Origin of the sequence: Aestuariivivens marinum, from assembly GCF_022662175.1 — a bacterium.
GTDB classification, from domain to species: Bacteria; Bacteroidota; Bacteroidia; order Flavobacteriales; family Flavobacteriaceae; genus Aestuariivivens; species Aestuariivivens marinum.
In genome coordinates this window covers 136,436-160,699 of record NZ_JAKMCR010000003.1, presented here as the reverse complement: position 1 = coordinate 160,699, position 24,264 = coordinate 136,436, and the positions used below count along the sequence as shown (strand labels likewise).

The following is a 24,264-nucleotide window of genomic DNA, read 5'->3' as shown; positions in this document are numbered from 1 at the left end:
AAATTATCATTCCGTTTTATGATTAAAAATTAATCATAGCTGTTTATATATTTAAACTTTAAGCAGCAGAAGATATAGGTGACCAAAACTATTAAATAATTCAACTTTCACACTTTACCTTTTAATTAAAAATGCTTTAGTCTTCAATAGATTCATAAATTAAGCGCTGAATTTTGGTTCTTATATTTTCTCTTAACAATATATTGTTTTCAGCTTTTGGATAGGTTCTATTGGCTAAAAACACATACACAATTTCTTCATCTGGGTCTGCCCAAGTATAAGAGCCTGTAAAGCCAGAATGGCCAAAACTAGTCATCGATACACAACCACAGGTAGGTCCTTCATCTTCTAACTGAGGCTTATCAAAACCAACACCCCGCCGGTTATCATTTTCACAATAATAACAGGTATTGAACTTATTGATGGTTTCTGGTTTAAAATAGCGTTTACCACCATAAAACCCTTTTTGTAAATACATTTGCATAATTTTAGCCACATCATTAGCATTACTGAAAACACCTGCATGACCACCTACTCCATTTTGCATAGCCGCTCCCATGTCATGAACATAACCATGTATTTTTTGATATCTATAATAATCATCGATCTCAGTTGGTACAATTTTTTTACTACTAATTGTATGATATGGATTGTACATAGTATAATTGGCTCCTAATGATTCATAAAAATGATTTTGAGCTAACTCATCCAATCTTCTGTCGTAATGGTACTCAATAAATTTCTTTAATATGTAATAAGGAAAATCACTATATCGATACTGTTTTCTATCAAGCAAGTCAGAATCCTTAATAATATCTTGAATGGAATCTTCGTAATCACTCCTTAAATACAGTTCTTTTGCTACTTCTATATTAAACTCCTTACTTTTTTTTCTTCTGTAATAGGTTTCACTAGGTTTTTTCGTTATGGAATCTAAGGTCTTATAATAAAAAGGTTCCCAGGGACGCAATTGAGCATAGTGGGATAACATGCTTTTTAAAGTAATCTGCGCTTTATTGGAGTTATTATATTCGGGTAAAATTTCAGGTAATTTTGTATCTAACGAAACTATTCCTTCTTCTTCCAACTCCATTAAAAGAGGCAGTGTCGCCAATATTTTGGTCAAGGAAGCTAGATCATAAATATCATCGAAGTGAACTATTTCCTTTCCTTCATAGGTATGCTTTCCGAAATTTTTATTGTAAATAACCTTGCCTTTTCTAGCAACCAGTAATTGAATACCAGGGGTCATTTTTTCTTTCACTGCAAGTTTTGCAACAGAATCCAATCTGCTTAACTTTTTAGAATTCATGCCTACATGTTCTGGCAATCCATAACTTAAGCGCTCGATTGAATTGTTAAAAATTCCATCTCCTGCCTTAAAATGATTGCTTATAGAAACAGGCAAAACACCTTTTGAAGGAATGGCACCAAATAATAATTGTGCAGATTTTTCCTGAGCGACAACACTGTTTTGATAGCTTATTACGATACTCTCTATATCATCGATATTTTCTAAATCCATTAACGCATAAGGCTTTACAAAAATATCAAGAACCACATTATGGGTTTTTGATATTTGGCTTATCCAACGCTGTTCTTCTTCACTAAACTTATAAGCTTTCCATGGACTGTCGTTAGAACGATGAAAGCCGATTATTACTGTATTATAGGCCTGTAATTTATTAGTTAAATCACTAAAACCATCAGCTTCTATCTTATGGATTTTGGTGTATTTTTTAAGTCCCTCAAAAAATGGAGTACCACTATCATCTCCTAGTTCAACATAAGCTAATGACTTTGTTTCCAGCTTTTGAAAAGGAATTAAATCTTTGTCATTCTTGACAACTGTTATGGCGTTTTCCATTAGTTCTTCATATAACAGGTTGTCTTCAATCCTATTTAAATCATTTAACAGGTTGTGTAAACCAACCGGTTGGTAATCGTGCAGCCCTACTTTGTATTTAGCACGAAGTACCTTTTTGACCGAATGGGCCAAACGTGCTTCTGTAATTTCTCCTGTTTTGTAGGCCTCAGCAATTTTTGAAATCCCTGCAGACACATCCTCTGAAATGAGCAAAACATCATTACCAGCTTTAAAAGCTTCAAGGTCTATAGTTCCACTAGTTAAAAATGTACTTGAGGTATTACCATCGACACTAGGCTGAACCATATCTGCCACACCCCTCATATTCAAAGCATCGGTAAAAATAAGTCCGTTAAACCCCAAGCGTTGCTTTAAAATATCAGTAACAATATACTTAGACAATGATGACGGATAACCCAAGCGCGATTCCAAGCTCGGTACATTTAAATGCGCTACCATCACACTTGAGAGCCCTTCCCTGATAAGTTTTTTATAAGGATACAATTCAACAGAATCAATGCGCTTTTCACTAAACCCTACTGTTGGTAAGGTTTTATGGGAATCTTGATCGGTGTCACCATGCCCCGGAAAATGCTTTGCATTAGCCAAAACACCTACCCCCTGCATACCTTTCATAAACGCCAAAGCTTTTTCGGTAACATTATCGCGGTTTTCACCAAACGAGCGGTTTCCTATTATGGGGTTTTTTGGATTGGTGTTGATGTCTGTTACAGGAGCAAAATTAAAATGTATGCCCATTCTTTTACAATGCTCCCCAATAAGTTTTCCAGTACGCTGAATAAGTGCGTTATCTCGTATGGCTCCTAATGTCATATTCCAAGGAAAAGAATATGTGGAATCCAAACGCATACCCAAACCCCATTCGGCATCAATACCAACAAGTAATGGCACCTTCGATATCGCTTGAAGGGAATTGTTAAGTTTGGCTTGCCTTACCGGACCTCCTAACGAATAGATAACTCCTCCTAATTTATGATCACGTATTAGCTTTATATTATCGAGTTTTGTTTTTTCATCTTGATTGGAAAAAACCATAATCATATACAGTTGGCCAATTTTCTCCCTTAAGGACAATGAATCATATATACTGTCTACCCACTTCTGTTGAGCAATGGTATCATCAGTTATAAGAGGACTTTGTTTATCCTGACTATAAGTGAGATTTGATAAGCAAAAAAACACATATAATAAAAAGAAATGGCGCATAAGTAATATGTTTTGTAGTATTTAGATAACAAATACTAATAACCATGCCAAAATACTATTTTTACAAGGAAGATAAAAAGACTTTAAGATAGAATTATAAAGAAATGATTAACCAAGGATAGCCATAACTAATGTAATAAATCAATGTGCCTGTCATGATATCCTAATAGATATAATACACCATCTAATCCTATACTAGAAATAGAGCTTTGTGCATTATTTTTTACTTTAGGCTTAGCATGAAACGCAATACCCAAACCAGCAAGGTTTAACATAGGCAAATCGTTAGCGCCATCGCCTACCGCAATAGTTTGATTGATATGAATGCCTTCTTTATTGGCTATTTCCTTAAGGTATTCTGCCTTTTTTTCACCATTTACAATATCACCCAGGTAATTACCCGTTAAAACACCATCTTTTATCTCCAATTTATTGGCATAAACATAGTCTATCCCAAATTCTTTTTGTAGATAATGGCCAAAATAGGTGAAACCACCAGATAAAATAGCAGTTTTAAATCCGTAGGATTTTAAAGTGTCTATAAGTCGTTTTGCACCTTTAGTTATTGGAAGGTTAATGGCCACGTCGTGAAGTACGTCTTCGCTCAAGCCTTTTAAAAGGCTCATACGCCTAATAAAGCTTTCGTTAAAATCAATTTCACCTTGCATGGCCAATTCTGTAATAGATTTTACCTCCTCACCAACACCAGCAAGTTCCGCCAGTTCGTCAATCACTTCGGTTTGTATCAAAGTAGAATCCATATCAAAGCAAACCAAGCGCCTATTACGCCTGTAAATGTTATCTTCTTGAAAGGCTATATCTACATCTAGATCATGTGAAATTTGCATGAATTTTTCGGTAAACTCTGCTTTATCAGCAATTTGACCCCTGATAGATAACTGAATTGAGGCTCTAGGGTATTCCTCTTCCTTAACCAATGACAAACGCCCCGTAAGCCGTTTAATAGAATCGATGTTTAGATTTTTTTCTGAAATAACCTTTGTAACTTTAGAAATTTGCTCAGCTGCCAAGCGTTCTCCTAAAATGGTAACAATATAACGGTTCTTGCCTTGCAAACTTACCCAATGCTCATAATCGCCTAACGAAATGGGTGTGAACTTAGCTTTAATACCAAGTTCATAGGCCTTAAAAAGCAAGTCTTTTAAAACAGCAGCCGATTTTTTTCCAGATTCGATCTTAAATAAAATACCCAAAGAAAGTGTTTCATGGATGTTGGCCTGTCCTATATCTAATACTTTAGCATCGTATTCGGCTAAAACACCTGTTAAACTTGATGTTAATCCGGGTTTATCCTGTCCCGAAATATTCAATAAAAAAATCTCACTGGCCATAATGCACTATTTATTTTTTGCAAGCCATAAAATTGGGCATTCTATTTAACTTATGAAAGTTTTTTAGACTTATAATAACTCTAGATTTTAATTTTTAATAATCGATTAATTTTTAGAGTAAAACATTGAAAAGTTGATAACCATTAGGTTATATATAAAATTTAGTTATGTATTCATTTAGAAAACATTTCGGCCTATCATTTACCATAGCTATTTAATTAGTCTAGCTGTGCAAAGACAAATTCACTTTATTACAGTTATGCTTTCTTATTGACAGGTTTTGCTGCTTTTTTAGATTTTTAATATTTCAGAAAATAATGTCTTATACTCTTGAATATTTCTTTCACGCTTTTTCTGAATACTTATCCATAATAGAACACCAACTGCAAAAAATAGTGTTCCAAAAATAGACATAAAAACATTAAAATCTTCTTGTAAGATTAATATGATTAGAATACCAAAACCTACAAATATATCCGTAAATATTACTAATTTCCACAAAAAGTGTTGATTAAAAGAAACTTCAACTAGAGTTTCATTCTCCCTTTTCGTTTTTAATAATTTTCCATTTACAACAATACTATTTAAAAAGAACAAATACCATGGATATAGTATCCTTTTACGCACCCTAAATGTTATTGAATTATTTTTATCATAATTCATTTTAAAAACTAATCCTTTAATCAATTCAAGTGCAGATTCTATTTTCTTACTAATCTCTTTAGGATTGTTTTTTGCTTTAAAATGCCATTTTTCCATAATATCATTTTATCCTTTAACAACTAAAGGTTACAAACCAAAACAATCTATTTAAGAAACCGACTATGCCAACTCTCAATGGCAGGGACTTCCCAATTGTCTCTAAATTCTGCTATGTTAGTGACCAAATTGTTAAATACAATGGTATTTTTTGAAACCGCTTTGTCCTTTGCCATTTTTTTAAAATCTGCCAATGGTTTGTAGGCAATAAATTCTCCTTGCTTGTAAGACACATTCATTTTATCCATTAAATCCACATTATATTCTTTTTCTAAATGCTGAATAAAATGTACAGAAGCGTCAATAGAACAGCCAGTAGCTTTATTTAAGTTTTGATTTAAACCTATAACTATAAAACGCTTATATTTAATTAGATATCCAGATTGAAGATCACTACCATGCGCTGTCCAATTATTTATAAAAGTATTTAATTTAAGTTTGATTTCTTCTGTTTCCTGTTCTGTAAATGAACGATTTGCTTGGTATATCCAAACTCGGGATTCTTCTGGTAATGTATTGAAATCTACTAACATTTAAGTTATTGGTAATTGAGTTAATCGTTATTAGTTTTCTTCTTTATAAAGGCTGTTGCCTCTTCTTGATTTTTCTTTGCTTTTACATATATCAAGTCTAGCTATTATGTAAACTGGGGACCAAACACTGCTTTTTAAACTCACAAATCCTGTGCGCTAGCAATAAGTTCTGCAATATCCATAACCGAAATATCGCTTTCCTTCTCTTTAGCCTTAACACCATCGGTCATCATAGTATTACAAAACGGACAGCCAGCAGCTATAATTTGAGGCTTTGTATCCAAAGCCTGTTCTGTACGTTCTATATTAACATCTTTATGGCCTTTTTCTGATTCCTTAAACATTTGCGCCCCTCCTGCCCCGCAACACAAACCATTTTGTCTGCAATTCTTCATCTCAACCAACTCAGCTTCTAATTTCTGTATTAAATTGCGTGGTGCTTCATATACATTATTGGCACGCCCTAGATAACAAGGGTCATGGAACGTAATGCGCTTGCCTTTAAATTGACCACCTTCTATACTTAAACGACCTTCTTCCAATAAGGCTTTTAAAAACTGGGTGTGGTGCATAACTTCATAATTCCCACCTAACCCAGGATATTCATTTTTAATTGTATTAAAGCAATGTGGACAAGCAGTTACAATTTTTTTTATTTCGTAAGCATTCAGAACCTCTATATTGGTTACTGCCTGCATTTGGAACAAAAACTCATTTCCAGCCCGTTTGGCAGGGTCTCCGGTACAACTTTCCTCAGTTCCCAAAACGGCAAATTCAACATTGGCTTTATTCAATAATTTGACAAATGCTTTGGTTATTTTTTTTGCCCTATCATCGAAACTTCCAGCACAACCCACCCAAAACAAGACTTCAGGCTGCTTTCCCTGAGCTATAAATTCTGCCATTGTTGGTACTTTTAGTCCTTCGTTCATCCTGTTTAGTTTATTCGTTTTTCCAGTTTAATCGATCCATTTGATTATATGGCCATGGCGCACCGTTATTTTCCATATTGGTCATCATATTGTTTAATTCTAATGGAGCTGCACTTTGCTCCATAACCAAATAGCGGCGCATGTCCAAAATAATGGATAAAGGGTCTATGCTAACTGGACAAGCCTCTACACAGGCGCTACATGTGGTGCAAGCCCATAACTCTTCACGGGAAATATAATCGTCTAATAACTGTTTGTCATCTTCTCTAAAAATTCCTTTATTAGCATCGATGTTTTTACCGACTTCCTCCAGACGGTCCCTAGTATCCATCATTATTTTTCTCGGTGACAATTTTTTACCTGTTTGGTTCGCAGGACATTCGCTCGTACAGCGGCCACATTCGGTACAGGTATAAGCATTAAGCAGTTGCACCCAATTTAAATCCTGTACATCACTGGCTCCAAATTTGGCGGGTATATCTGCTTCTGTTCCTTCGGCAGACGCTGCAAAAGGATCAACATTAGGATCCATCATCAATTTAACTTCTTTTGTAACGGCCTCAAGATTATTGAATTGCCCCTTAGGTGTTAGCTTTGCATAGAATGTGTTTGGAAAGGCCAATAAGATATGTAAATGCTTTGAAAAGTATAAATAGTTTAAAAATACCAAAATACCTAAAATATGGAACCACCAAGCTGTTCTCTCTACAAAATGCAAATTGCTTTCTGATAATCCCGAAAACCATGGTGCTATATCCCGACTAATAGTATTTCCTGTTTGTAAAGCCTGAAAATCAACATCGGTAGCATTCATCACCAAGAACAGTGTCATAAGGACCATCTCGAAATATAAAATATAATTGGCGTCACTCTTAGGCCAACTGGTCATTTCGCTTTTCCAAAAACGTTGAAGTTTAATAACATTTCGTCTTACCCAAAATAGAATAACAGCAATAAATACTAAAACAGCCAGTACTTCAAAAGTTCCAATTAAAAAACCATAAATTAAAGTGGGAAATACCTTTAGACCAATTCTATGTGTTCCCAAAAGGCCATCGACAATGATTTCTAAAATCTCTATATTGATGATTACAAAACCAATATAAACTATTATATGTAGCAGTCCTGCAATGGGTCGCTTTACCATTTTACTTTGCCCTAGGGCAATCATTAACATGTTTTTCCAACGTTGGGGTTTGTTATCGCTAACATCAACATCTTGCCCTAATTTAATATTGCGGATTAACTTTTTTACATTTTTTGTAAAATATCCAATTCCTAAAATAAGGACAACAGCAAAACATATGTTTGGCAAATATTCCATAGTGTAGTTTAATTGGTTTGGCTATCTCCGCTATAAGGAATTTCTTTTTTAGACAAAATTCTAAAATAGCGTTTAGGATGCAGCTTTATATCCCTTAAAAGTTCCTCTAACTCTTTAGTTGTACCTTCAAGGTTATTGTAAAGCGCTTCATCTTTAAGTAGTTTACCCATAGAGCCTTTACCTTGTTCCATCTCGTCTAAAATAAGGTTAAAAGAAGCTAACATTTTATCTAATGCAGAAACAGTTTTACTAATTTCAATATTTTTGATGTCGTTGGATAAAGTGGCTAAATTTTCACTTGTAGTATTGAAATTATCAATTAGCTTTTCTAATTTATCATCGTTGTTATTGACCATAACTTGTGCAGAAATTGCTAAATTCTTAACGGCACGCAATGTACTGTTTAATTCAGCTATAGTTGCATTAAGTCCGTTTTGTGATTCATCCGTAATCAATGTGTTTAAACTAACCAGCAAAGTATCGGCAGACCGCAACGTGCTATCCAAATTTGTACTAAGTCCTGAAAAATTCTTTTTTAGGCTTGATATAAGCCCTGGCTGTATTTCTGACTCAATATAATCGCCATTTTTAGCCAATTCATTGTCATCCGCTTGAATAATGGCTAAGGCATTACCTCCCATGATACCTGTTTCGTACAATCTTATCTTACTGTTCTTTGATAGTTTTAATTCTGGATTAACAGTGAAAAAAACCTTAGTTTTCCCTGTCTTAAAATCATACGTAATATCGTTTACCTTGCCAACAGCATTTCCCTTAATGGTAACTAAGGAAGAAGTACTCAAGGCATTGTAATCGAACTCGGTGTAGTATTTGGATTCTTTAGAAAAAAGGGTTTCCCCTTTTAAATAATTAAAACCATAAATAAGAAGGATGATTCCAGAAATAACTAATAGGGCAGTTTTAACTTCTTTTGATAGCTTCAAAATATTTGTTTTTAGAAAAACAAATTTAAGATAAATTTGAAAAGAATGAATTTAATTAGTACTTGTTTTTAAAGCTTCGTCCAAGGTAATTTTTTTACCGTCTTTAAACGGCACTACAAAGCTTGATGGATAACCACTACGATTAGCCTGTTCTACCAGCGCCTTGGCATCCTCGTAACTTGAAGTTTGTCCATAAAAATATTTATATAGTTTTTCTTCTTTTAACATGGTTATATTATCCAACCCTTTAAAATTATAAGGTTTAGTATCTATTGCATTAGAGCTGGCTGCAATTTGAACTTTATAAACTATATCACTTGAAATTTCTTTATCAACCGTATTTGTAATACTATTATTTCCACCATAATAATCGATATTAGCATCAATACTATTTTTATATTCCAGTATGGCAGTAACAATAGCTTGAGACATATCCAACTGCCCCTTTTTTGAATTTAAATAGGTGCCTTCACTTTTATAGGTTAAAAAACCTAATTCTACCAAAACACTTGGCATTACGGTTTGATGCAGCACAACAAAAGCTGCTTGTTTAACCCCCCTACTTTTACGCTTTAAGTTTCCGGAGAAATTTTTCTCAATCAAACCAGCCAATAATATACTCTGATCTAAATATTCTTCCTGACTCAGCAAAATACTCATAACCGACTCTGGGGAATTAGGATCGAAACCGGCATATTTTTTTTCGTAATCGTCTTCTAAAAATATTACGGAGTTTTCTTTTTTGACAACATCAAAATTAGTTTTGTTACTTTTTAGTCCCAGTACAAAAGTCTCAGTGCCATGAGCACTGGACCCATGTGAATTACAATGAATGGACACAAACAAATCTGCCCTAGCTTTGTTCGCTATGGCTCCTCTTTCCTTTAATCCAATAAAAACATCTTTATTTCTTGTGTATACCACCTTTATATTGGGATTTTTTTCCAGCTGCTCCCCTACTTTTAATGCAGTCCTTAAGGCAATATCCTTTTCTCTAAAGCCATTGCCTAAATTACCTGGATCATGCCCACCATGTCCTGCATCCAATACCACAACAAATTTTTCGGTATTGTGTTGTGCCGCAACATACAAAGTTGAGCAAAAGGTTAATATAATTATGATAAACACAAAATGTAATCCCTTTATCGATTTCATGGGTATGCATTTATAATTTTAAACTCTGGTTATGTAACATTTAACCAAAATGGAACAAAAATTGATGCTTCTATGAGGTTTAACGACTTAGGTTCCTTGATTATTTTAAATTTAAATTTTTCGAGGAATATCAATTAAATCACAGAAAAATATATGTAATTTTGGCAATTCAAAAACCGAGCCATACTTTTACAAAAATACATTAAAAGCGTTGCACACAAACAACTTTAAAATACTTTTTGCCTTAAGTTTTACCATGTTTATTAACATGTTTGGCTTCGCTCAAGAGTTTCCCAAAAAACAAAAAGTAACCAATCCTAAAAAAGAGATTAACAAAGAAAATGTTACTGTAAAGACAGACAGTATTATTAATTTTGAAACCATAGTTGAAAAGGAACAGGATTCTATTACAAACGACTCTATAAAACCTAAAAAAGAAATTTTAACGGACATCGTAACTTATAGAGCTTCCGATTATACCTCATTCAACAAAAAACAACAAAAGCTTTACCTGTACAATGAAGCTGAAATAGACTATGGAGACATGAACATTAAAGCGGGAAGCATTACCATAGATCTTGGTAAGGATGAAGTTTATGCCAAAGGGATTAAAGATAGTCTTGAAGGCTACATACAGGGGCCTGTTTTTACCCAAGGTGGCAATGTGGTTGAACCAGATTCTATTTTATTTAACACCAAAACAGAAAAAGCACTAATTTATCGCTCTATAACAGAACAAGGTGAAGGCACAGTTATTGCAGAAGTCACCAAACGGGTAAACGATTCGGTGTATTTTATAAAAAATGCAAAGTATACCACCGCACAGGACTTAGATGATCCCGAATATTATATTTTACTCAGAAAAGGTAAGGTTGTGCCAAAAAAAAAGATTGTAACTGGACTCGCCAATTTGTTTATTTATGATGTCCCTACCCCAATAGGTGTCCCATTTGGCTTTTTTCCGCAATCTGAAAAGCAAACTTCAGGTATTATTCTTCCAAGTTTTGGCGAGCAAAACGATCGTGGTTATTTTTTACAAAATATGGGGTACTATTTTGCCATAAGCGATTATTTTGATCTGGCAGTGTATGGCGATTATTATACCAATGGCAGCTATGGGTTTCGTGCCGAGAACACTTATGCGGTACGTTATAAATTTAGAGGTAATCTGAGTTTTCGTTATGAAAACTTAATCACTAGTGAACGTGGTTTTCCTGATTATGCAAAAAATACTATATACAACTTAAGATGGTCCCACAGTCAAGATTCAAAGGCTAGTCCTAGCTCGCGCTTTTCAGCATCTGTAAATTTGGGAAGTAGTAACTATTATAGAAACTCGCTCAACCAAATCAATACCGGTAATTTTTTAAATAATACGCTAGCCTCTTCGGTATCTTATTCCAAAACATTTCAAGGAGAACCTTCGGTAAATTTTAGTCTAACGGCAACTCACTCACAAAACACTAATACCGAACAGATAAACATGACCCTACCTACATTTCAAGGTAGTGTTGGCAGAATTTATCCGCTAGCTCCAAAATCGGGTTCAAAAAAAGGAATTATTCAAAATATCAATCTTCAGTATAGTGTTAGGGGCGAGAACAGAATTCAAACCACGGATTCACTCTTCTTTAAAAAAGAAATGTTTGAGGATGCCAGGTCAGGATTTCAACACAATATACCCTTAAACACTAACTTTAAACTATTAAAGTATTTTAGTGTTTCTGCTAGTACTAATTATAATGAAGTATGGACATTCAATACCATTAATAAGTATTACGATTCAAATGAAGGAAAAACCATTACTGAAGAGATTAAAGGGTTTGACTCCTTTAGAACCTACAATTTTAGTACCAGTTTAGGAACAACCATTTATGGTATGTTTGATTTTGGAGAGGATAAAAAAATACAGGCCATACGGCACGTTATGCGACCATCCATTAGTTATAATATTAACCCAGCTTTTAATAAGTATTATGAAAATGTAGAGGTTGTTGATGCTAACGGGCAAACTGTTGGTGAACTGGAAGACCAGTTTTCACGGTTTGAAGGAGGCCTTTTTGGTCTACCGGGTAAAACATTTTCAAGTTCTGTTGGTATTTCTATTGCCAACAATTTAGAAGCTAAGGTAAGGGATAAGGACAGTACAGCTACCGAACCAAAAAAAATAAAGCTTCTAAACAATTTAAACTTTTCTACCTCTTATAATTTAGCAGGAGATTCATTGCAATGGAGCCCTGTTAGGGTTAATGGGGGCACACAATTGTTCAACAACAAAATGAGCCTGAATTTTGGAGCAACCCTAGATCCCTATGCTCTGGATAACAATAATAACAGAATAGACAAATTTAACATTGATAATGGTGGTAGCTTGTTTCGATTAACAAGTGCCAACCTAACCGCAAGCTATTCGCTATCCAACAAGGACAATAAGAAGGACAAAAATAAAGAAGCCAGTAATAATCCAGAAGACGTACTACCAAAGAATTTGGATTTTTCCAACCAACAGATTGACAGTGCAAGAGAAGAAGATGAAGAAGAGGAAAAACCCAGTGAATTGTATAATTACAAGATTCCTTGGAGCCTACGTTTGGCTTATGCCGTGAACTACAGTAATAACAGAAGACAGAACGAAATATCATCCCACTCGTTGATGTTCTCAGGTAAGGTAGATCTATCTCAAAAATGGTCGGTTGAGGCTTCTTCAGGTTATGATATAAAAAATCAAGGCTTTACCTTTACCCAGTTGAATTTTACTCGTGATCTGTTAAGCTGGCGCATGAGCTTTAGCTGGGTGCCTTTTAGTACCAGAAGTTCTTGGAATTTCTTCATAGGCATTAAGTCCAGTCTATTAAAAGATTTAAAATACGAAAAACGAAGACAACCCGACCGCGCTTTATAGCCTTATAATACTATATCATAATATGAAAAAAATAATAAATACCCATAATGCTCCAGTTCCAATAGGTCCCTACAATCAAGCTGTTTTAGTTGGAAACACCCTATATACCTCTGGACAAATTGCCTTTAATCCTGAAACTGGAAATTTAATTTTAGAGGACATAAAAACGGAGACCCACCAAGTAATGCAAAACTTGAAAGCCGTATTGGCAACTGCAAATATGACATTCGACAATGTTATTAAGTCAACTATTTTTATAAGTAGCATGGACGATTTTTCACTTATAAACGAAGCCTATGGCAGTTATTTTGATGATACTACCGCTCCAGCAAGGGAAACAGTTCAAGTAGCACGCTTACCTAAAGATGTTAATGTTGAAATTAGCATGATTGCTGTACAATAGATCCAGATCTACTATTATAAGCTTTAAAATATTTTCTATTTTCCTGCTAAACAGCTAAATTTATATGTAAATAAATTTGGTTTTTAATATGCGCATTGAATACGATATTAAGTTAGGTTTTAAAGATGTTATGATTCGTCCAAAGCGTTCCACAATAAAAAGTAGATCGCAAGTTACATTAGAGCGGGAATTTAAGTTTTTACATAGTCCACTGCTGTGGAAAGGTATTCCCATTATGGCTGCTAACATGGACACCGTTGGAACCTTTAACATGGCGAAGGTGCTTGCTGAAAAAAAACTGTTTACAGCCATCCATAAACACTATTCTTTGAGTGATTGGAAAGCGTTTTTAACAGATATTCCTCATGAATATTATAACCATATCGCCGTTAGTACAGGTATTGGCAAACAGGATTCTGAAAAATTGAAATTCATTTTTCAGAATAATCCATCACTTAAATTTATATGTATTGATGTTGCTAATGGGTATTCAGAATACTTTGCTGAGTTTGTAAAACAAACCCGAGATCAATATCCCGATAAAGTAATTATTGCAGGAAATGTTGTTACTGGGGAAATGGTTGAACAACTCCTAATTTCTGGGGCTGATATTGTAAAAGTTGGCATAGGTCCTGGTTCTGTTTGTACAACAAGAGTAAAAACAGGTGTTGGTTACCCACAGTTATCAGCAATTATTGAATGTTCTGATGCTGCACATGGATTGGGAGGACAAATTATTAGTGATGGTGGTTGTTCTATACCTGGTGATATTGCTAAAGCCTTTGGTGCGGGGGCCGATTTTGTGATGCTAGGTGGCATGCTGTCGGGGCATGAAGAAAGTGGAGGTGAAATTGTTGAACGTGACGGCAAACAATTCAGAAAATTTTACGGGATGAGTTCCACTACCGCTATGGAAAAGCATATTGGTGGTATTGCAGACTATAGAGCAAGTGAAGGAAAAACTGTGGAAGTGCCTTATAAGGGCGAAGTGGAATTAACCCTTCAAGACATTTTGGGAGGCTTAAGAAGTACCTGTACCTATGTTGGGGCTGCCCGATTGAAGGAACTTACTAAACGGACTACTTTCATTAGGGTTAATGAGCAGGAAAACACGGTTTATACTGAATAAATTTTACAAAAAAAAATTAAAGGGTATGGTTTAAAAAAACCATACCCTTAACTAACAAACCAAACAAACTAAATCAACCAAACTTTTTCTTTTTCATTATATATAATTTATGGTACTAATACAGCATCTATTACATGTATGACACCATTAGTAGCCTGTACATTTAATAAACTGGGTATTAGCATGGCACTATCATTAATTTTTAAACTACTTAAATCTAAATCAAAATCTCCATTTAAGGTCGTAACTGCACCACTGGACAAATCACTTGAATACACACGTCCTTCAACCACATGATACAATAATATATTAGTTAGTGTTGTAGTATCTAAACCATTAATTACTGCTTTAGCTGCTTCAATATCGTTTTCACCCAATAGCTCCATGAAAGCGGCATTGGTTGGGGCAAATACAGTTAGTTGTTCGTAAGGTCCCGCTCCACTCAAAACATCGGCCAAACCTGCTGTAGTGGCTGCTTCCAATAATAAAGAAAACTCAGGTGCAAAACTACTTGCCATTTCAACTAAATTTAATGTAGGTGGCATTAATACCTTATCAATAGCATGTACTACACCATTTGTAGCTTGTACATTAGCCAATGCTACCATGGAATCATTTATATAAACCATTGGGGCGTTGTCTAAATTTACTTGTACAGCTGCTCCGTTTAATGTTGGTACAAAGCCATTGGTTAATTGGTTACTGAACACATAACTATCAACGACATGATATAACAGTATCTGTGTTAATAAATCTACCGGTATATCATCCAAACTTGCAAAGGGAGTTGCTTCCAATAAATCTATGAACGCCTGATTTGTAGGTGCAAAAACTGTAAACGGACCTCCTGTTGCTAAAGCATCACCTAGTCCTGCTTTAGTAACAGCATCAACCAAAATTGAAAACTCTGGGTCTTGGCTCAAAGCCAATTCAACTATATTTAATGATGGTATTGTCAATACATCATCAATGACATGTATAACCCCGTTTCTAGCCTTAATATCTGCAATGGTCACAATAGAATTGTTTACTAATACATTATCTCCATCGACATTTACAATAACATCAGTACCTTGTACGGTCGGTACTGGACCAGAAACAAGCTCGGAACTATACACCACCTGTCCAACAACATGATATAACAATACGTCTACAATGCCTGGTACATCTGCTATATTTTTCTTATTAAGACCAATAGCTTCAAAAGCCTTATCTGTTGGCGCAAAAACTGTTAATCTGTTTTTTGATACCGTACTAGCTAATTTCGTTTTTGCCAAAGCAACACTAAGAATTTCAAATGTAGGTTCAGAATCGTAATCTTTATTTAATGAACCTTTTGAATTTGATGACGTTCTATTATAAGAATCTAATACCTCTACTATGTTAGGCTCTTGAGAATTGATGTCTATAGTATCTACATCTTCATTACTACAAGAAAAAGTTAGTAATAATAAAGCTATGATTAATACAGGTAATTTCATAAAGAGATTTGAGGGGACTAGCTTAAAATGTCTTGTTTCCATGATGTTTTGTTTAATGTTTTTAAATTTTTATCAAACATAATATTTTTGTTTAATCTTTACAAGTTTTTATTAGACAAAACGATAAAAAGTGAATATTATCGATAAACAGTAAGGATTAATACAATTATAAATATGTTAGATAAAGAAAATCTAAAAGGAAGAATAAAAAACCTACAGGTCCTTCATATAGCGTTTAACCATTTCATCTCTTGTTTCGGGAATACCATCAGTTTGTAGTTGGTCTTTAAGCATTTGCCCCATGGTTGGAAAACAGTTTCTGTCTATTTGGGTGTTTAAATCCCACAACCCAGAACGCATAAAAGCCTTGGCGCAATGCAAAAAGACGGCTTCGACATTTACGACAATACAGGTTTTGGGTGTATGAATTTCTGATGTAAACAATTCCAAAAAGGCAGTATCAGTTGATATGTAAGCTTTACCATTAACTCTCAAAGTCTCATCTACACCAGGTATAAAAAACAATAGTCCAATATAGCCTGTTTCAATAATATTCATCAAACTATCCAATCTATTGTTGCCTTTAGCATCTGGAATAATAATTTGATAATCATCTATTACCTTAACAAACCCTGATTGGCCTCCTCTAGGTGAGGCATCTAATTTTCCTTGAGCATTATTTGAAGATAGGACCAAAAAAGGAGCATTTTCAATAAAACTAATACTGTGCTTTTCTAATTTGCTCAATACCTTATCCTTGGACCTTCCACTGGGAAAACCATACAACGCCCTAAGTTGATCTACGCTTGTTATCTTCATCCGTTTACTGAAATATTTTTAAAACTAAAGTTAAGCAATCAGTTTTTTAACAATATCCTTTACAGGAAGAATGGCATGGGTATATTCAATACTAGGTCCTGCAACCCATACAGTTTTATATGTGGCCTTAGTAGCAGCATTCTTTGTAGCATTCATGCCAATTGAAAAACGAATCATTTTAACCCACTTTTTAAGCTTTCTGTTTTTATTGAGAAGTTTTTCCAACCATGTAGATTTAGTACCTATTTTTTGAACATATGGTGTATTTATTACCGTGCATGGTGTACCTGAAATACGCTCGGTTACAACGATGTCATTTGCTCCATAATCCACACAGGCCTGCTTGTATTCCTCTGTGACACTGGCTTCTACCGAAGCAATAAACGGACTACCCACTGAAACACCTGATGCACCATACATCAACATTTTATCAATATCTGCTTTGCACCCAACACCTCCAGCTGAAATGATGGGAATGTTACAATGCAATTTTAATTTTTTTATAAGAATGTCCGGAGATAAACTCCCTCTGTGGCCACCTGCTTCACTATTTACTGCAATAATAGCATCGGCTCCCAATGCCTCCACTTTTTGTGCATATTTTAAGTCCACTACATCACAAAACACCTTAATCCCATACTTATGGGCCTGATTTATGGTTTCTTCTGGGCTTCCTAAAGAGGTTATTATAAAGTCACAACCTTCTTCACATAGCACCTCCAATTGACTCTTATACTTTATATTAGATTTATTAACAATTAAGTTAAATCCAAATGAACCTCCTTCTGTTTTGGCTGATTTTAACTCCTTAGCCGCTATTCTAAGTTCATCTAAAGTTCTATAGTTTAATGCGGGTATACAGCCAGCTATACCACAATGCATAGCCTCTTTAACCATGCCTACATTTGACACCAAAAACATAGGAGCTTGTATGATAGGGTATTTTATATTAAGAAGTTCTGTGAGTTTGGTTTCCATGAAGGATAGATTTTAACAAATATAATAAAATATTATGCGTGCATAGTAAAAATTAATCTACAAAACGATAGTAACCACATTTTAAGTATGCCCCTTCAGGAAACGAGATAGGGTGATCTATATCATGATCTGTTTTTAATATGGTTATAAAATTACGGTGTTGCATTGTCAATGTTTGACTATTAATATCAAAAAAAGCCTGTGCCATCACCCGAGAGGAACAGGAGGCCAAAACAAGCAATCCGTTTTTAGCCGTTAATTTTTCTCCTAAAGCAGCTAATTGGGCATACTTTTTCTTAGCCATAGCTATTTCACTAGCTTGTTTGGCAAAACTTGGCGGATCAATAACCACAATGTCAAAAGTGGTTTTTGCTTTTATGAGATTATTTAACTCTGTAAATGCATCGCCTGCAATGGTTTTATGTAAGCCCAGATACGAATTTAATTTACCATTCTGAACAGCAATTTCAAGAGCTTGGTGACTAATATCCAAACTCGTTACCTCTTTAGCTCCATTATATAAGGCATGTACCGAAAATCCACCAGCATATGAAAACACATCTAATACAGTTTTTTCCTTACTCCATTCACCTACTTGCTTTCTATTGGCACGATGGTCTAAAAAATAACCTGTTTTATGACCTTTAATTACATTTGCTGAAAACTTGACACCATGCTCTACAAATCCAACAACTTCATCATCAAGAATTCCATAAACTACTTCTCCGTTTTTTAATTGATGTGATTTTGATTGCTCTAAACTCCTACTCAATCGAACAACAACAGTTTTTGCATTAGCTGTTTGTTGTAAGCTTGGTAAAATAGTCTCTAAATAAGGGAGCCAGATTTCAGAATATAATTTTATAACCAAAACCGAAGCATAAACATCGGCTATTAGTCCAGGGAAACCATCATTCTCCCCAAACAACAAACGGTAACTATTGGTGTTGGTTTTTAAAAGTGGTTGCCTTATTTGAAAAGCTTCATTTATTTTCTTTTGAAAAAAGGCTGCATTGATTTCTTCCTTTTCAATACCGTTATGGATCATTTTAATAAGAATGGGAGAATTGGCATCATAGAGTCCCAAACCAATGACCTTATTCTTGCCTTTACTGAAAACAACAGCCAAATCACCTGTTTTGGCTTCATGATTAATTTTAATAATACTGTTTGAAAAGACCCACGGATGTCCCTTTAACACAAACTGTTCGCCTTTGGCATTGAGTTTTACCGCCAAACGTTTGGGTTGATAAGTAGATTTTAATTTATCTGAAAACAAATTTATTTTATTTTGATTCTTCAAAAGTATCTTATTTAACATAAAAAACGCAACTATTTCTAGTTGCGTTATATATCGATAAGATACTGAAATGAATTCAGCATGACAATTATTATTTCACTTCTTCGAAGTCAACGTCTTCAACATCACTACCTTCTGTTTGTCCATTAGAACTTGCATCTGGTCCTGGTTGTGCTTCGGCTCCACCTTGTTGCTGTGCTTCGGCTTGTGCTTTATACATCTCTTCTGAAGCATGTTTCCAGGCTTCGTTGATTTTCTCTAAAGCAGGTTCAATTACAGCAATATCCTTAGATTCGTAAGCCTTTTTCAATTCTTCCAATGCGTCTTGTATTGGCTTTTTCTTATCATCTGATAATTTATCACCAAACTCCTCCAATTGCTTTTCTGTTTGGAAAATCATAGAATCGGCTTCATTCAATTTCTGTGCTTTTTCAGCAGCAGCTTTATCGGCTTCAGCATTAGCTTCTGCATCAGCTTTCATCTTTTGGATTTCTTCTTCTGTCAATCCTGAAGACGCTTCAATTCTAATATCCTGTTTCTTACCAGTCGCTTTATCTTCAGCAGACACCTTAATGATACCATTGGCATCAATATCGAAAGTTACTTCAATTTGTGGTGTACCACGTCTTGCTGGAGGAATACCATCTAAGTGAAAACGTCCGATAGTTTTGTTATCAGCCGCCATAGCTCGTTCCCCTTGTAATACATGGATTTCTACAGAAGGTTGATTATCAGCAGCTGTAGAGAAAACCTGTGATTTCTTGGTAGGAATAGTCGTGTTTGCCTCTATTAATTTGGTAAATACATTACCCATAGTTTCGATACCAAGAGATAAAGGCGTAACATCTAATAACAATACATCCTTTACATCTCCTGTTAACACACCTCCTTGTATACCAGCTCCTAATGATACTACCTCATCTGGGTTAACACCTTTACTTGGTGCTTTACCAAAGAATTTCTCTACAGCAGCTTGTACTGCAGGAATACGAGTAGAACCACCTACTAAAATTACCTCATCAATATCACTTTTGCTCAAACCAGCTGCTTTTAATGCAGACTCACATGGTGCTATGGTACGCTTTACTAAATCATCGATTAATTGTTCAAATTTAGAACGTGTTAAGGTTCTTACCAAGTGTTTTGGTCCACTGGCAGTAGCCGTGATATAAGGTAGGTTGATTTCTGTTTGGGTTGAAGATGACAATTCAATCTTCGCTTTTTCGGCAGCCTCTTTTAAACGTTGAAGTGACATAGGATCCTGTCTTAAATCCATACTTTCTTCAGCTTTAAACTCATCAGCTAACCAATTGATGATTTTTTCATCGACATCGTCACCGCCTAAATGGGTATCTCCATCGGTAGACAATACTTCAAAAACGCCATCACCCAACTCAAGGATAGACACATCATGTGTACCACCACCAAAATCAAATACCACTATTTTTTGATCTGTTCCTTTCTTATCTAAACCATAAGCCAATGCAGCAGCAGTAGGCTCATTAATGATACGCTCTACTTTTAATCCTGCAATCTCACCTGCTTCTTTAGTAGCTTGACGTTGAGAATCGTTAAAATAAGCTGGTACCGTAATTACCGCTCTTGTTACATCTTGACCCAAGTAATCTTCTGCTGTTTTCTTCATTTTTTGAAGAATCATTGCCGATAATTCCTGTGGCGTATATAAACGTCCATCAATATCAACTCTAGGCGTATCGTTATCACCCTTTACTACTTTGTAAGGCACACGCTCTGCTTCGTTTTTAGACTCAGAATATTTATTACCCATAAAACGTTTAATAGAATAAACGGTTTTAGTAGGATTTGTTACTGCCTGTCTCTTAGCTGGATCACCAACTTTTATTTCTCCACCCTCAACAAATGCAATCACAGAAGGTGTAGTACGCTTTCCTTCGGCATTTGGAATCACAACGGGATCATTCCCTTCCATTACGGAAACGCATGAGTTGGTTGTTCCTAAATCTATTCCAATAATTTTACTCATAATATGTTATACTTTTTATAGTGTTGAATGTTCTATTTAATTTCGATTTGTATAAGTCAATCATTATGCCAATGGAAACAAACTGACACAGTGTCATATATAGTAGGCAGTCTTAATATGTAATATGTCATTTGTTATCTATATCTTATCTACAACAACTAAACTAACAACTGTACTTAGCCTTTAATGACAAGACTGTATATCCTAATAACTCAATAATATATTAATGAACCAAAACTTTCTATTTTGACTGTTTATGAGAAACAAAAACACCATATATTTGCCCAACTAAAACGATATAGTTGTATGGAATGTATTTCGGTATTCGATATGTTAAAGATTGGTGTAGGACCATCAAGTTCCCACACCTTGGGGCCTTGGCGTGCTGCCGAACTTTGGATCAAAGAGTTGAAAGCATCCCAAAAATTTGATAAGGCTGAAAACATTAGTGTGAATCTATATGGTTCATTGTCACTTACAGGAAAAGGCCATGCTACCGATTATGCCGTAATGCTAGGATTGAGTGGTACTGATCCAGAAACTATGCCAACCGAAAACATTTCCCAAATCATTTCTGATATAAAAAATACCTGTACCATAAATTTTAATCAGGAACGTCAACTGGAATTCAACCCCCAAACACAAATTGTTTTTAATAAAAAATTCTTGCCTTTCCATGCCAATGGCATACGATTTTCGGCTACTATTAATGGACGTAAATCCCATGCAACCTATTATTCCATTGGAGGCGGTTTTGTAGTTCAGGAAGAACGAAAAACGGCAAAAGCCAACAAAATTATTTTTAATTGCACCTTCCCTTATCCCATTGCTACAGGCAATGACTTGTTAAAATATTGTAATCAGTTGAACAAATCGGTTTCACAAGTGGTTTTGGAAAATGAAAAATCCATTCGTTCCGAACAGAATATTGATTCTGAACTCAACCGTATATGGAATACCATGCTGGAAAGTATGTATTTGGGGTGTCATACCGAAGGGATACTTCCAGGAGGTTTAAACGTAAAACGTCGCGCCAATAATATCCACAATAATTTAATTAGCGATACTACCTACAACAATCCCGTAGAATGGATTTACACCATAAGAAACACCGAAGTTAAATTTAGGCAAATTATAAAGTGGGTAAGCTGTTTTGCTTTGGCAGTAAATGAAGTAAATGCTTCTCTTGGCCGTGTGGTTACTGCCCCTACCAATGGTAGTGCAGGTGTTATTCCAGCTGTTTTGATGTACTACTTGGTGATTGAAAATCACGACGGCAATTTCGAGGACATCAAGCAGTTTTTATTAGTGGCCGGCGAAATTGGCAGCATCTTTAAAAAAGGCGCGACCATTAGTGCCGCTATGGGTGGCTGTCAGGCTGAAATTGGTGTATCATCCGCTATGGCTGCCGGCGCACTTTGCGAATTATTGGGCGGCTCACCCGAGCAGGTTTTAATGGCTGCCGAAATTGCTATGGAACATCATTTGGGATTAACCTGTGATCCTATTGGTGGACTCGTGCAAGTACCCTGCATAGAACGTAATGCCATGGGAGCTATAAAGGCCATTAATGCGGCCGAATTGGCTTTGGACTCTGACCCTGAAAGTGCCAAAGTACCGTTGGATAAGGTGGTCGCTACTATGTGGGAAACAGCCAAGGACATGAATACCAAATACAAAGAAACGAGCAAAGGTGGTCTTGCCGTGGGTGTGCATTTAACAGATTGCTAATTTTTAATTGCTTTAAAGAACATGGGCTACCCTCTTTTCATTATTGACCCAATCCCTCTGTAAATAGGTTCAATTTAATGAACATCTATTTGATGTTCTGTAACGGATTGACTACTTTAGGGAAGATCAAAAAAACGACCATGAAAATTGGAATTGTAGGCGGCTCAATTGCTGGATGCTCTGCAGCTATTCTGTTGCATAAGGAAGGCCATGAGGTTACCGTTTTTGAACGATCCAGCAAAACCCTTGTAGGAAGAGGTGGTGGCATTGGCACTACATCTTCTTTGATGGAACAAATAAAGACTGACAGATTAATCAAAGATGATTTTGCCCTTTTCCAAATCAATAAAATGCCACTTGTAGGCAAAGCGCCATCCCATGAACCCTATGGAAAAAAGGCTTGGGCCATACCAATGAACTTTAATGTTTTTCAGTGGAATGAGCTTTGGAAGAATCTACGGCGCAATGTTCCAAACAAACTTTATCGTGCTGGTGTAAAAATTGTCGATGCCAAATGTTTGCCTCAGGGCCAAGTAGAGTTAACGACAAGTTTAGGTAACACAGAACATTTTGACTTGGTTTTGTTTGCAGATGGTTATCAATCTTTAGGGCGTAAACTAATGTTTCCTGAAAAAAAATTAAAGTATCGCGGCTATATTCTTTGGAGAGGTCTTTTAAAGGAATCTGAAATGGATGGTGATTGCCCGTTGAAAGATGAAATCCTGCGGTTGTCCTATACTGGTGAACCGGGCCATAATGTGGTTTATTTTATTCCAGATCAAAACGGATCGGTAAAAAAAGGACAACGTGTGTTTAATTGGGCAGCCTATATTGCTATTCCTGAAGCTGAGTTAGATAATGTTATGACCGACAAAACAGGTCGTTTAAGAAATGGCACATTACCACCTGGAAACTTAAGCGAGGCTAATGAGTCTATGTTAAAACGGTTTCTTTCACAACATATACCTACCTACTATGCCAAGGTAGTAAACAAAACCAAGGATAGCTATATACAAGTTATCTACACGCTGGATCTCGATAGCTATTATAAAGATAACATGTGCCTTATTGGTGATGCCGGTATGGTAGTTCAGCCCTTTACAGGCTCAGGGGTGTTTAAGGGATATAACAATGCAAAAGATTTAATTGCCAACTTAAAAGAAACCCATACTATTGACGATGCACTTGAACGCTGGAGCAACCAACAACTTAAAACCGGTAAAAAACTGTTAGCCTTAGGTGAACAAATGGAAAAAGCATTTATCTGGGAACAGATAGACTTTGCTAAGGTCGGTAAAGACGAAACAAAAAAATGGTGGAAAGCCTCAGTTACCTTTCCAGATAATTTTAATTATGAAAGGGACTGAAAAAATTTCTAAATAACCCGTGCTCCATTCTATTAGTTTATTTTTTATAAGCAAGG

Annotated in this window: 18 protein-coding genes; 5 read left to right on the top strand and 13 right to left on the bottom strand. The window is 35.4% G+C overall.

The genetic code is table 11. The features are described 5' to 3' along the window. Positions 1 to 136: 136 nt before the first annotated feature. The 8 genes from MR053_RS09940 to MR053_RS09905 all read right to left on the bottom strand — a co-directional run bounded on the left by MR053_RS09940 (position 137) and on the right by MR053_RS09905 (position 10,093). Complete coding sequence (locus MR053_RS09940; RefSeq protein ID WP_242132289.1) at positions 137 to 3,094, bottom strand: glycoside hydrolase family 3 N-terminal domain-containing protein; 2,958 nt, start codon at positions 3,092 to 3,094, stop codon at positions 137 to 139. Between the two features lie 128 nt (positions 3,095 to 3,222). Then, positions 3,223 to 4,446, bottom strand: coding sequence for a phosphoserine phosphatase SerB (gene serB, locus MR053_RS09935; RefSeq protein WP_242132288.1), 1,224 nt, complete (start codon positions 4,444 to 4,446; stop codon positions 3,223 to 3,225). Positions 4,447 to 4,737: 291 nt separating this feature from the next. After that, the gene (locus tag MR053_RS09930) at positions 4,738 to 5,205 is read right to left on the bottom strand and encodes a DUF423 domain-containing protein (RefSeq protein ID WP_242132287.1); all 468 of its coding nucleotides are present in this window, start codon (positions 5,203 to 5,205) and stop codon (positions 4,738 to 4,740) included. Between the two features lie 47 nt (positions 5,206 to 5,252). Further along, positions 5,253 to 5,738 carry an ABC transporter ATPase gene (locus MR053_RS09925; RefSeq protein WP_242132286.1) on the bottom strand — a complete coding sequence of 162 codons (486 nt, stop codon included), beginning with the start codon at positions 5,736 to 5,738 and terminating at the stop codon, positions 5,253 to 5,255. Positions 5,739 to 5,878: 140 nt separating this feature from the next. After that, positions 5,879 to 6,670 carry a (Fe-S)-binding protein gene (locus MR053_RS09920; RefSeq protein ID WP_242132285.1) on the bottom strand — a complete coding sequence of 264 codons (792 nt, stop codon included), beginning with the start codon at positions 6,668 to 6,670 and terminating at the stop codon, positions 5,879 to 5,881. A 10-nt stretch (positions 6,671 to 6,680) separates the two neighbouring features. Then, the gene (locus tag MR053_RS09915; RefSeq protein WP_242132284.1) at positions 6,681 to 7,994 is read right to left on the bottom strand and encodes a (Fe-S)-binding protein; all 1,314 of its coding nucleotides are present in this window, start codon (positions 7,992 to 7,994) and stop codon (positions 6,681 to 6,683) included. Positions 7,995 to 8,002: 8 nt separating this feature from the next. Continuing rightward, positions 8,003 to 8,938, bottom strand: coding sequence for an MlaD family protein (locus MR053_RS09910; RefSeq protein ID WP_242132283.1), 936 nt, complete (start codon positions 8,936 to 8,938; stop codon positions 8,003 to 8,005). A gap of 51 nt (positions 8,939 to 8,989) precedes the next feature. Beyond that, positions 8,990 to 10,093 carry an N-acetylmuramoyl-L-alanine amidase gene (locus tag MR053_RS09905; protein WP_242132282.1) on the bottom strand — a complete coding sequence of 368 codons (1,104 nt, stop codon included), beginning with the start codon at positions 10,091 to 10,093 and terminating at the stop codon, positions 8,990 to 8,992. A gap of 256 nt (positions 10,094 to 10,349) precedes the next feature. On the opposite strand from MR053_RS09905, the gene MR053_RS09900 reads away from it, so the two are divergent. The 3 genes from MR053_RS09900 to MR053_RS09890 all read left to right on the top strand — a co-directional run bounded on the left by MR053_RS09900 (position 10,350) and on the right by MR053_RS09890 (position 14,527). Next, positions 10,350 to 12,995 (top strand): putative LPS assembly protein LptD, encoded by a 2,646-nt coding sequence (locus MR053_RS09900; RefSeq protein WP_317221712.1) that lies wholly within the window; start codon positions 10,350 to 10,352, stop codon positions 12,993 to 12,995. Positions 12,996 to 13,017: 22 nt separating this feature from the next. After that, a complete protein-coding gene (locus MR053_RS09895) occupies positions 13,018 to 13,398 on the top strand; it encodes a RidA family protein (RefSeq protein ID WP_242132281.1) in 381 nt (126 codons plus the stop codon). An 88-nt stretch (positions 13,399 to 13,486) separates the two neighbouring features. Continuing rightward, positions 13,487 to 14,527, top strand: a complete 1,041-nt coding sequence (locus tag MR053_RS09890) for a GMP reductase (RefSeq protein ID WP_242132280.1) — start codon at positions 13,487 to 13,489, stop codon at positions 14,525 to 14,527. A 107-nt stretch (positions 14,528 to 14,634) separates the two neighbouring features. On the opposite strand, the gene MR053_RS09885 is transcribed toward MR053_RS09890, so the two are convergent. The 5 genes from MR053_RS09885 to dnaK all read right to left on the bottom strand — a co-directional run bounded on the left by MR053_RS09885 (position 14,635) and on the right by dnaK (position 21,110). Beyond that, on the bottom strand, positions 14,635 to 16,050 hold the full coding sequence (locus MR053_RS09885) for a fasciclin domain-containing protein (RefSeq protein ID WP_242132279.1): 1,416 nt from the start codon (positions 16,048 to 16,050) through the stop codon (positions 14,635 to 14,637). 171 nt (positions 16,051 to 16,221) lie between these two features. Continuing rightward, complete coding sequence (locus tag MR053_RS09880; RefSeq protein ID WP_242132278.1) at positions 16,222 to 16,827, bottom strand: pyridoxamine 5'-phosphate oxidase family protein; 606 nt, start codon at positions 16,825 to 16,827, stop codon at positions 16,222 to 16,224. 30 nt (positions 16,828 to 16,857) lie between these two features. Then, on the bottom strand, positions 16,858 to 17,805 hold the full coding sequence (locus tag MR053_RS09875) for an NAD(P)H-dependent flavin oxidoreductase (RefSeq protein ID WP_242132277.1): 948 nt from the start codon (positions 17,803 to 17,805) through the stop codon (positions 16,858 to 16,860). 52 nt (positions 17,806 to 17,857) lie between these two features. Further along, positions 17,858 to 19,108 carry a class I SAM-dependent rRNA methyltransferase gene (locus MR053_RS09870; protein ID WP_242132276.1) on the bottom strand — a complete coding sequence of 417 codons (1,251 nt, stop codon included), beginning with the start codon at positions 19,106 to 19,108 and terminating at the stop codon, positions 17,858 to 17,860. 88 nt (positions 19,109 to 19,196) lie between these two features. Continuing rightward, on the bottom strand, positions 19,197 to 21,110 hold the full coding sequence (gene dnaK / locus MR053_RS09865) for a molecular chaperone DnaK (protein ID WP_223548271.1): 1,914 nt from the start codon (positions 21,108 to 21,110) through the stop codon (positions 19,197 to 19,199). 306 nt (positions 21,111 to 21,416) lie between these two features. Between dnaK and MR053_RS09860 the strand changes: the two genes are divergently transcribed. Both MR053_RS09860 and MR053_RS09855 read left to right on the top strand, forming a co-directional pair. Next, on the top strand, positions 21,417 to 22,841 hold the full coding sequence (locus MR053_RS09860; RefSeq protein ID WP_242132275.1) for an L-serine ammonia-lyase: 1,425 nt from the start codon (positions 21,417 to 21,419) through the stop codon (positions 22,839 to 22,841). A 77-nt stretch (positions 22,842 to 22,918) separates the two neighbouring features. After that, positions 22,919 to 24,208: an FAD binding domain-containing protein gene (locus MR053_RS09855; RefSeq protein WP_242132274.1), complete on the top strand. Its 1,290-nt coding sequence runs from the start codon at positions 22,919 to 22,921 to the stop codon at positions 24,206 to 24,208. Positions 24,209 to 24,264 lie beyond the last annotated feature (56 nt).

What these genes read in the sequence shown, in the direction of transcription:
- MR053_RS09875 (WP_242132277.1), bottom strand. Translation starts at nt 17,805, where the DNA reads ATGGAAACCAAACTCACAGAACTTCTTAATATAAAATACCCTATCATA.
- MR053_RS09915 (WP_242132284.1), bottom strand. Translation starts at nt 7,994, where the DNA reads ATGGAATATTTGCCAAACATATGTTTTGCTGTTGTCCTTATTTTAGGA.
- MR053_RS09900 (WP_317221712.1), top strand. Translation starts at nt 10,350, where the DNA reads ATGTTTATTAACATGTTTGGCTTCGCTCAAGAGTTTCCCAAAAAACAA.
- MR053_RS09895 (WP_242132281.1), top strand. Translation starts at nt 13,018, where the DNA reads ATGAAAAAAATAATAAATACCCATAATGCTCCAGTTCCAATAGGTCCC.
- dnaK (WP_223548271.1), bottom strand. Translation starts at nt 21,110, where the DNA reads ATGAGTAAAATTATTGGAATAGATTTAGGAACAACCAACTCATGCGTT.
- MR053_RS09930 (WP_242132287.1), bottom strand. Translation starts at nt 5,205, where the DNA reads ATGGAAAAATGGCATTTTAAAGCAAAAAACAATCCTAAAGAGATTAGT.
- MR053_RS09925 (WP_242132286.1), bottom strand. Translation starts at nt 5,738, where the DNA reads ATGTTAGTAGATTTCAATACATTACCAGAAGAATCCCGAGTTTGGATA.
- MR053_RS09880 (WP_242132278.1), bottom strand. Translation starts at nt 16,827, where the DNA reads ATGAAGATAACAAGCGTAGATCAACTTAGGGCGTTGTATGGTTTTCCC.
- MR053_RS09940 (WP_242132289.1), bottom strand. Translation starts at nt 3,094, where the DNA reads ATGCGCCATTTCTTTTTATTATATGTGTTTTTTTGCTTATCAAATCTC.
- MR053_RS09905 (WP_242132282.1), bottom strand. Translation starts at nt 10,093, where the DNA reads ATGAAATCGATAAAGGGATTACATTTTGTGTTTATCATAATTATATTA.
- MR053_RS09890 (WP_242132280.1), top strand. Translation starts at nt 13,487, where the DNA reads ATGCGCATTGAATACGATATTAAGTTAGGTTTTAAAGATGTTATGATT.
- serB (WP_242132288.1), bottom strand. Translation starts at nt 4,446, where the DNA reads ATGGCCAGTGAGATTTTTTTATTGAATATTTCGGGACAGGATAAACCC.
- MR053_RS09855 (WP_242132274.1), top strand. Translation starts at nt 22,919, where the DNA reads ATGAACATCTATTTGATGTTCTGTAACGGATTGACTACTTTAGGGAAG.
- MR053_RS09920 (WP_242132285.1), bottom strand. Translation starts at nt 6,670, where the DNA reads ATGAACGAAGGACTAAAAGTACCAACAATGGCAGAATTTATAGCTCAG.
- MR053_RS09885 (WP_242132279.1), bottom strand. Translation starts at nt 16,050, where the DNA reads ATGGAAACAAGACATTTTAAGCTAGTCCCCTCAAATCTCTTTATGAAA.
- MR053_RS09860 (WP_242132275.1), top strand. Translation starts at nt 21,417, where the DNA reads ATGGAATGTATTTCGGTATTCGATATGTTAAAGATTGGTGTAGGACCA.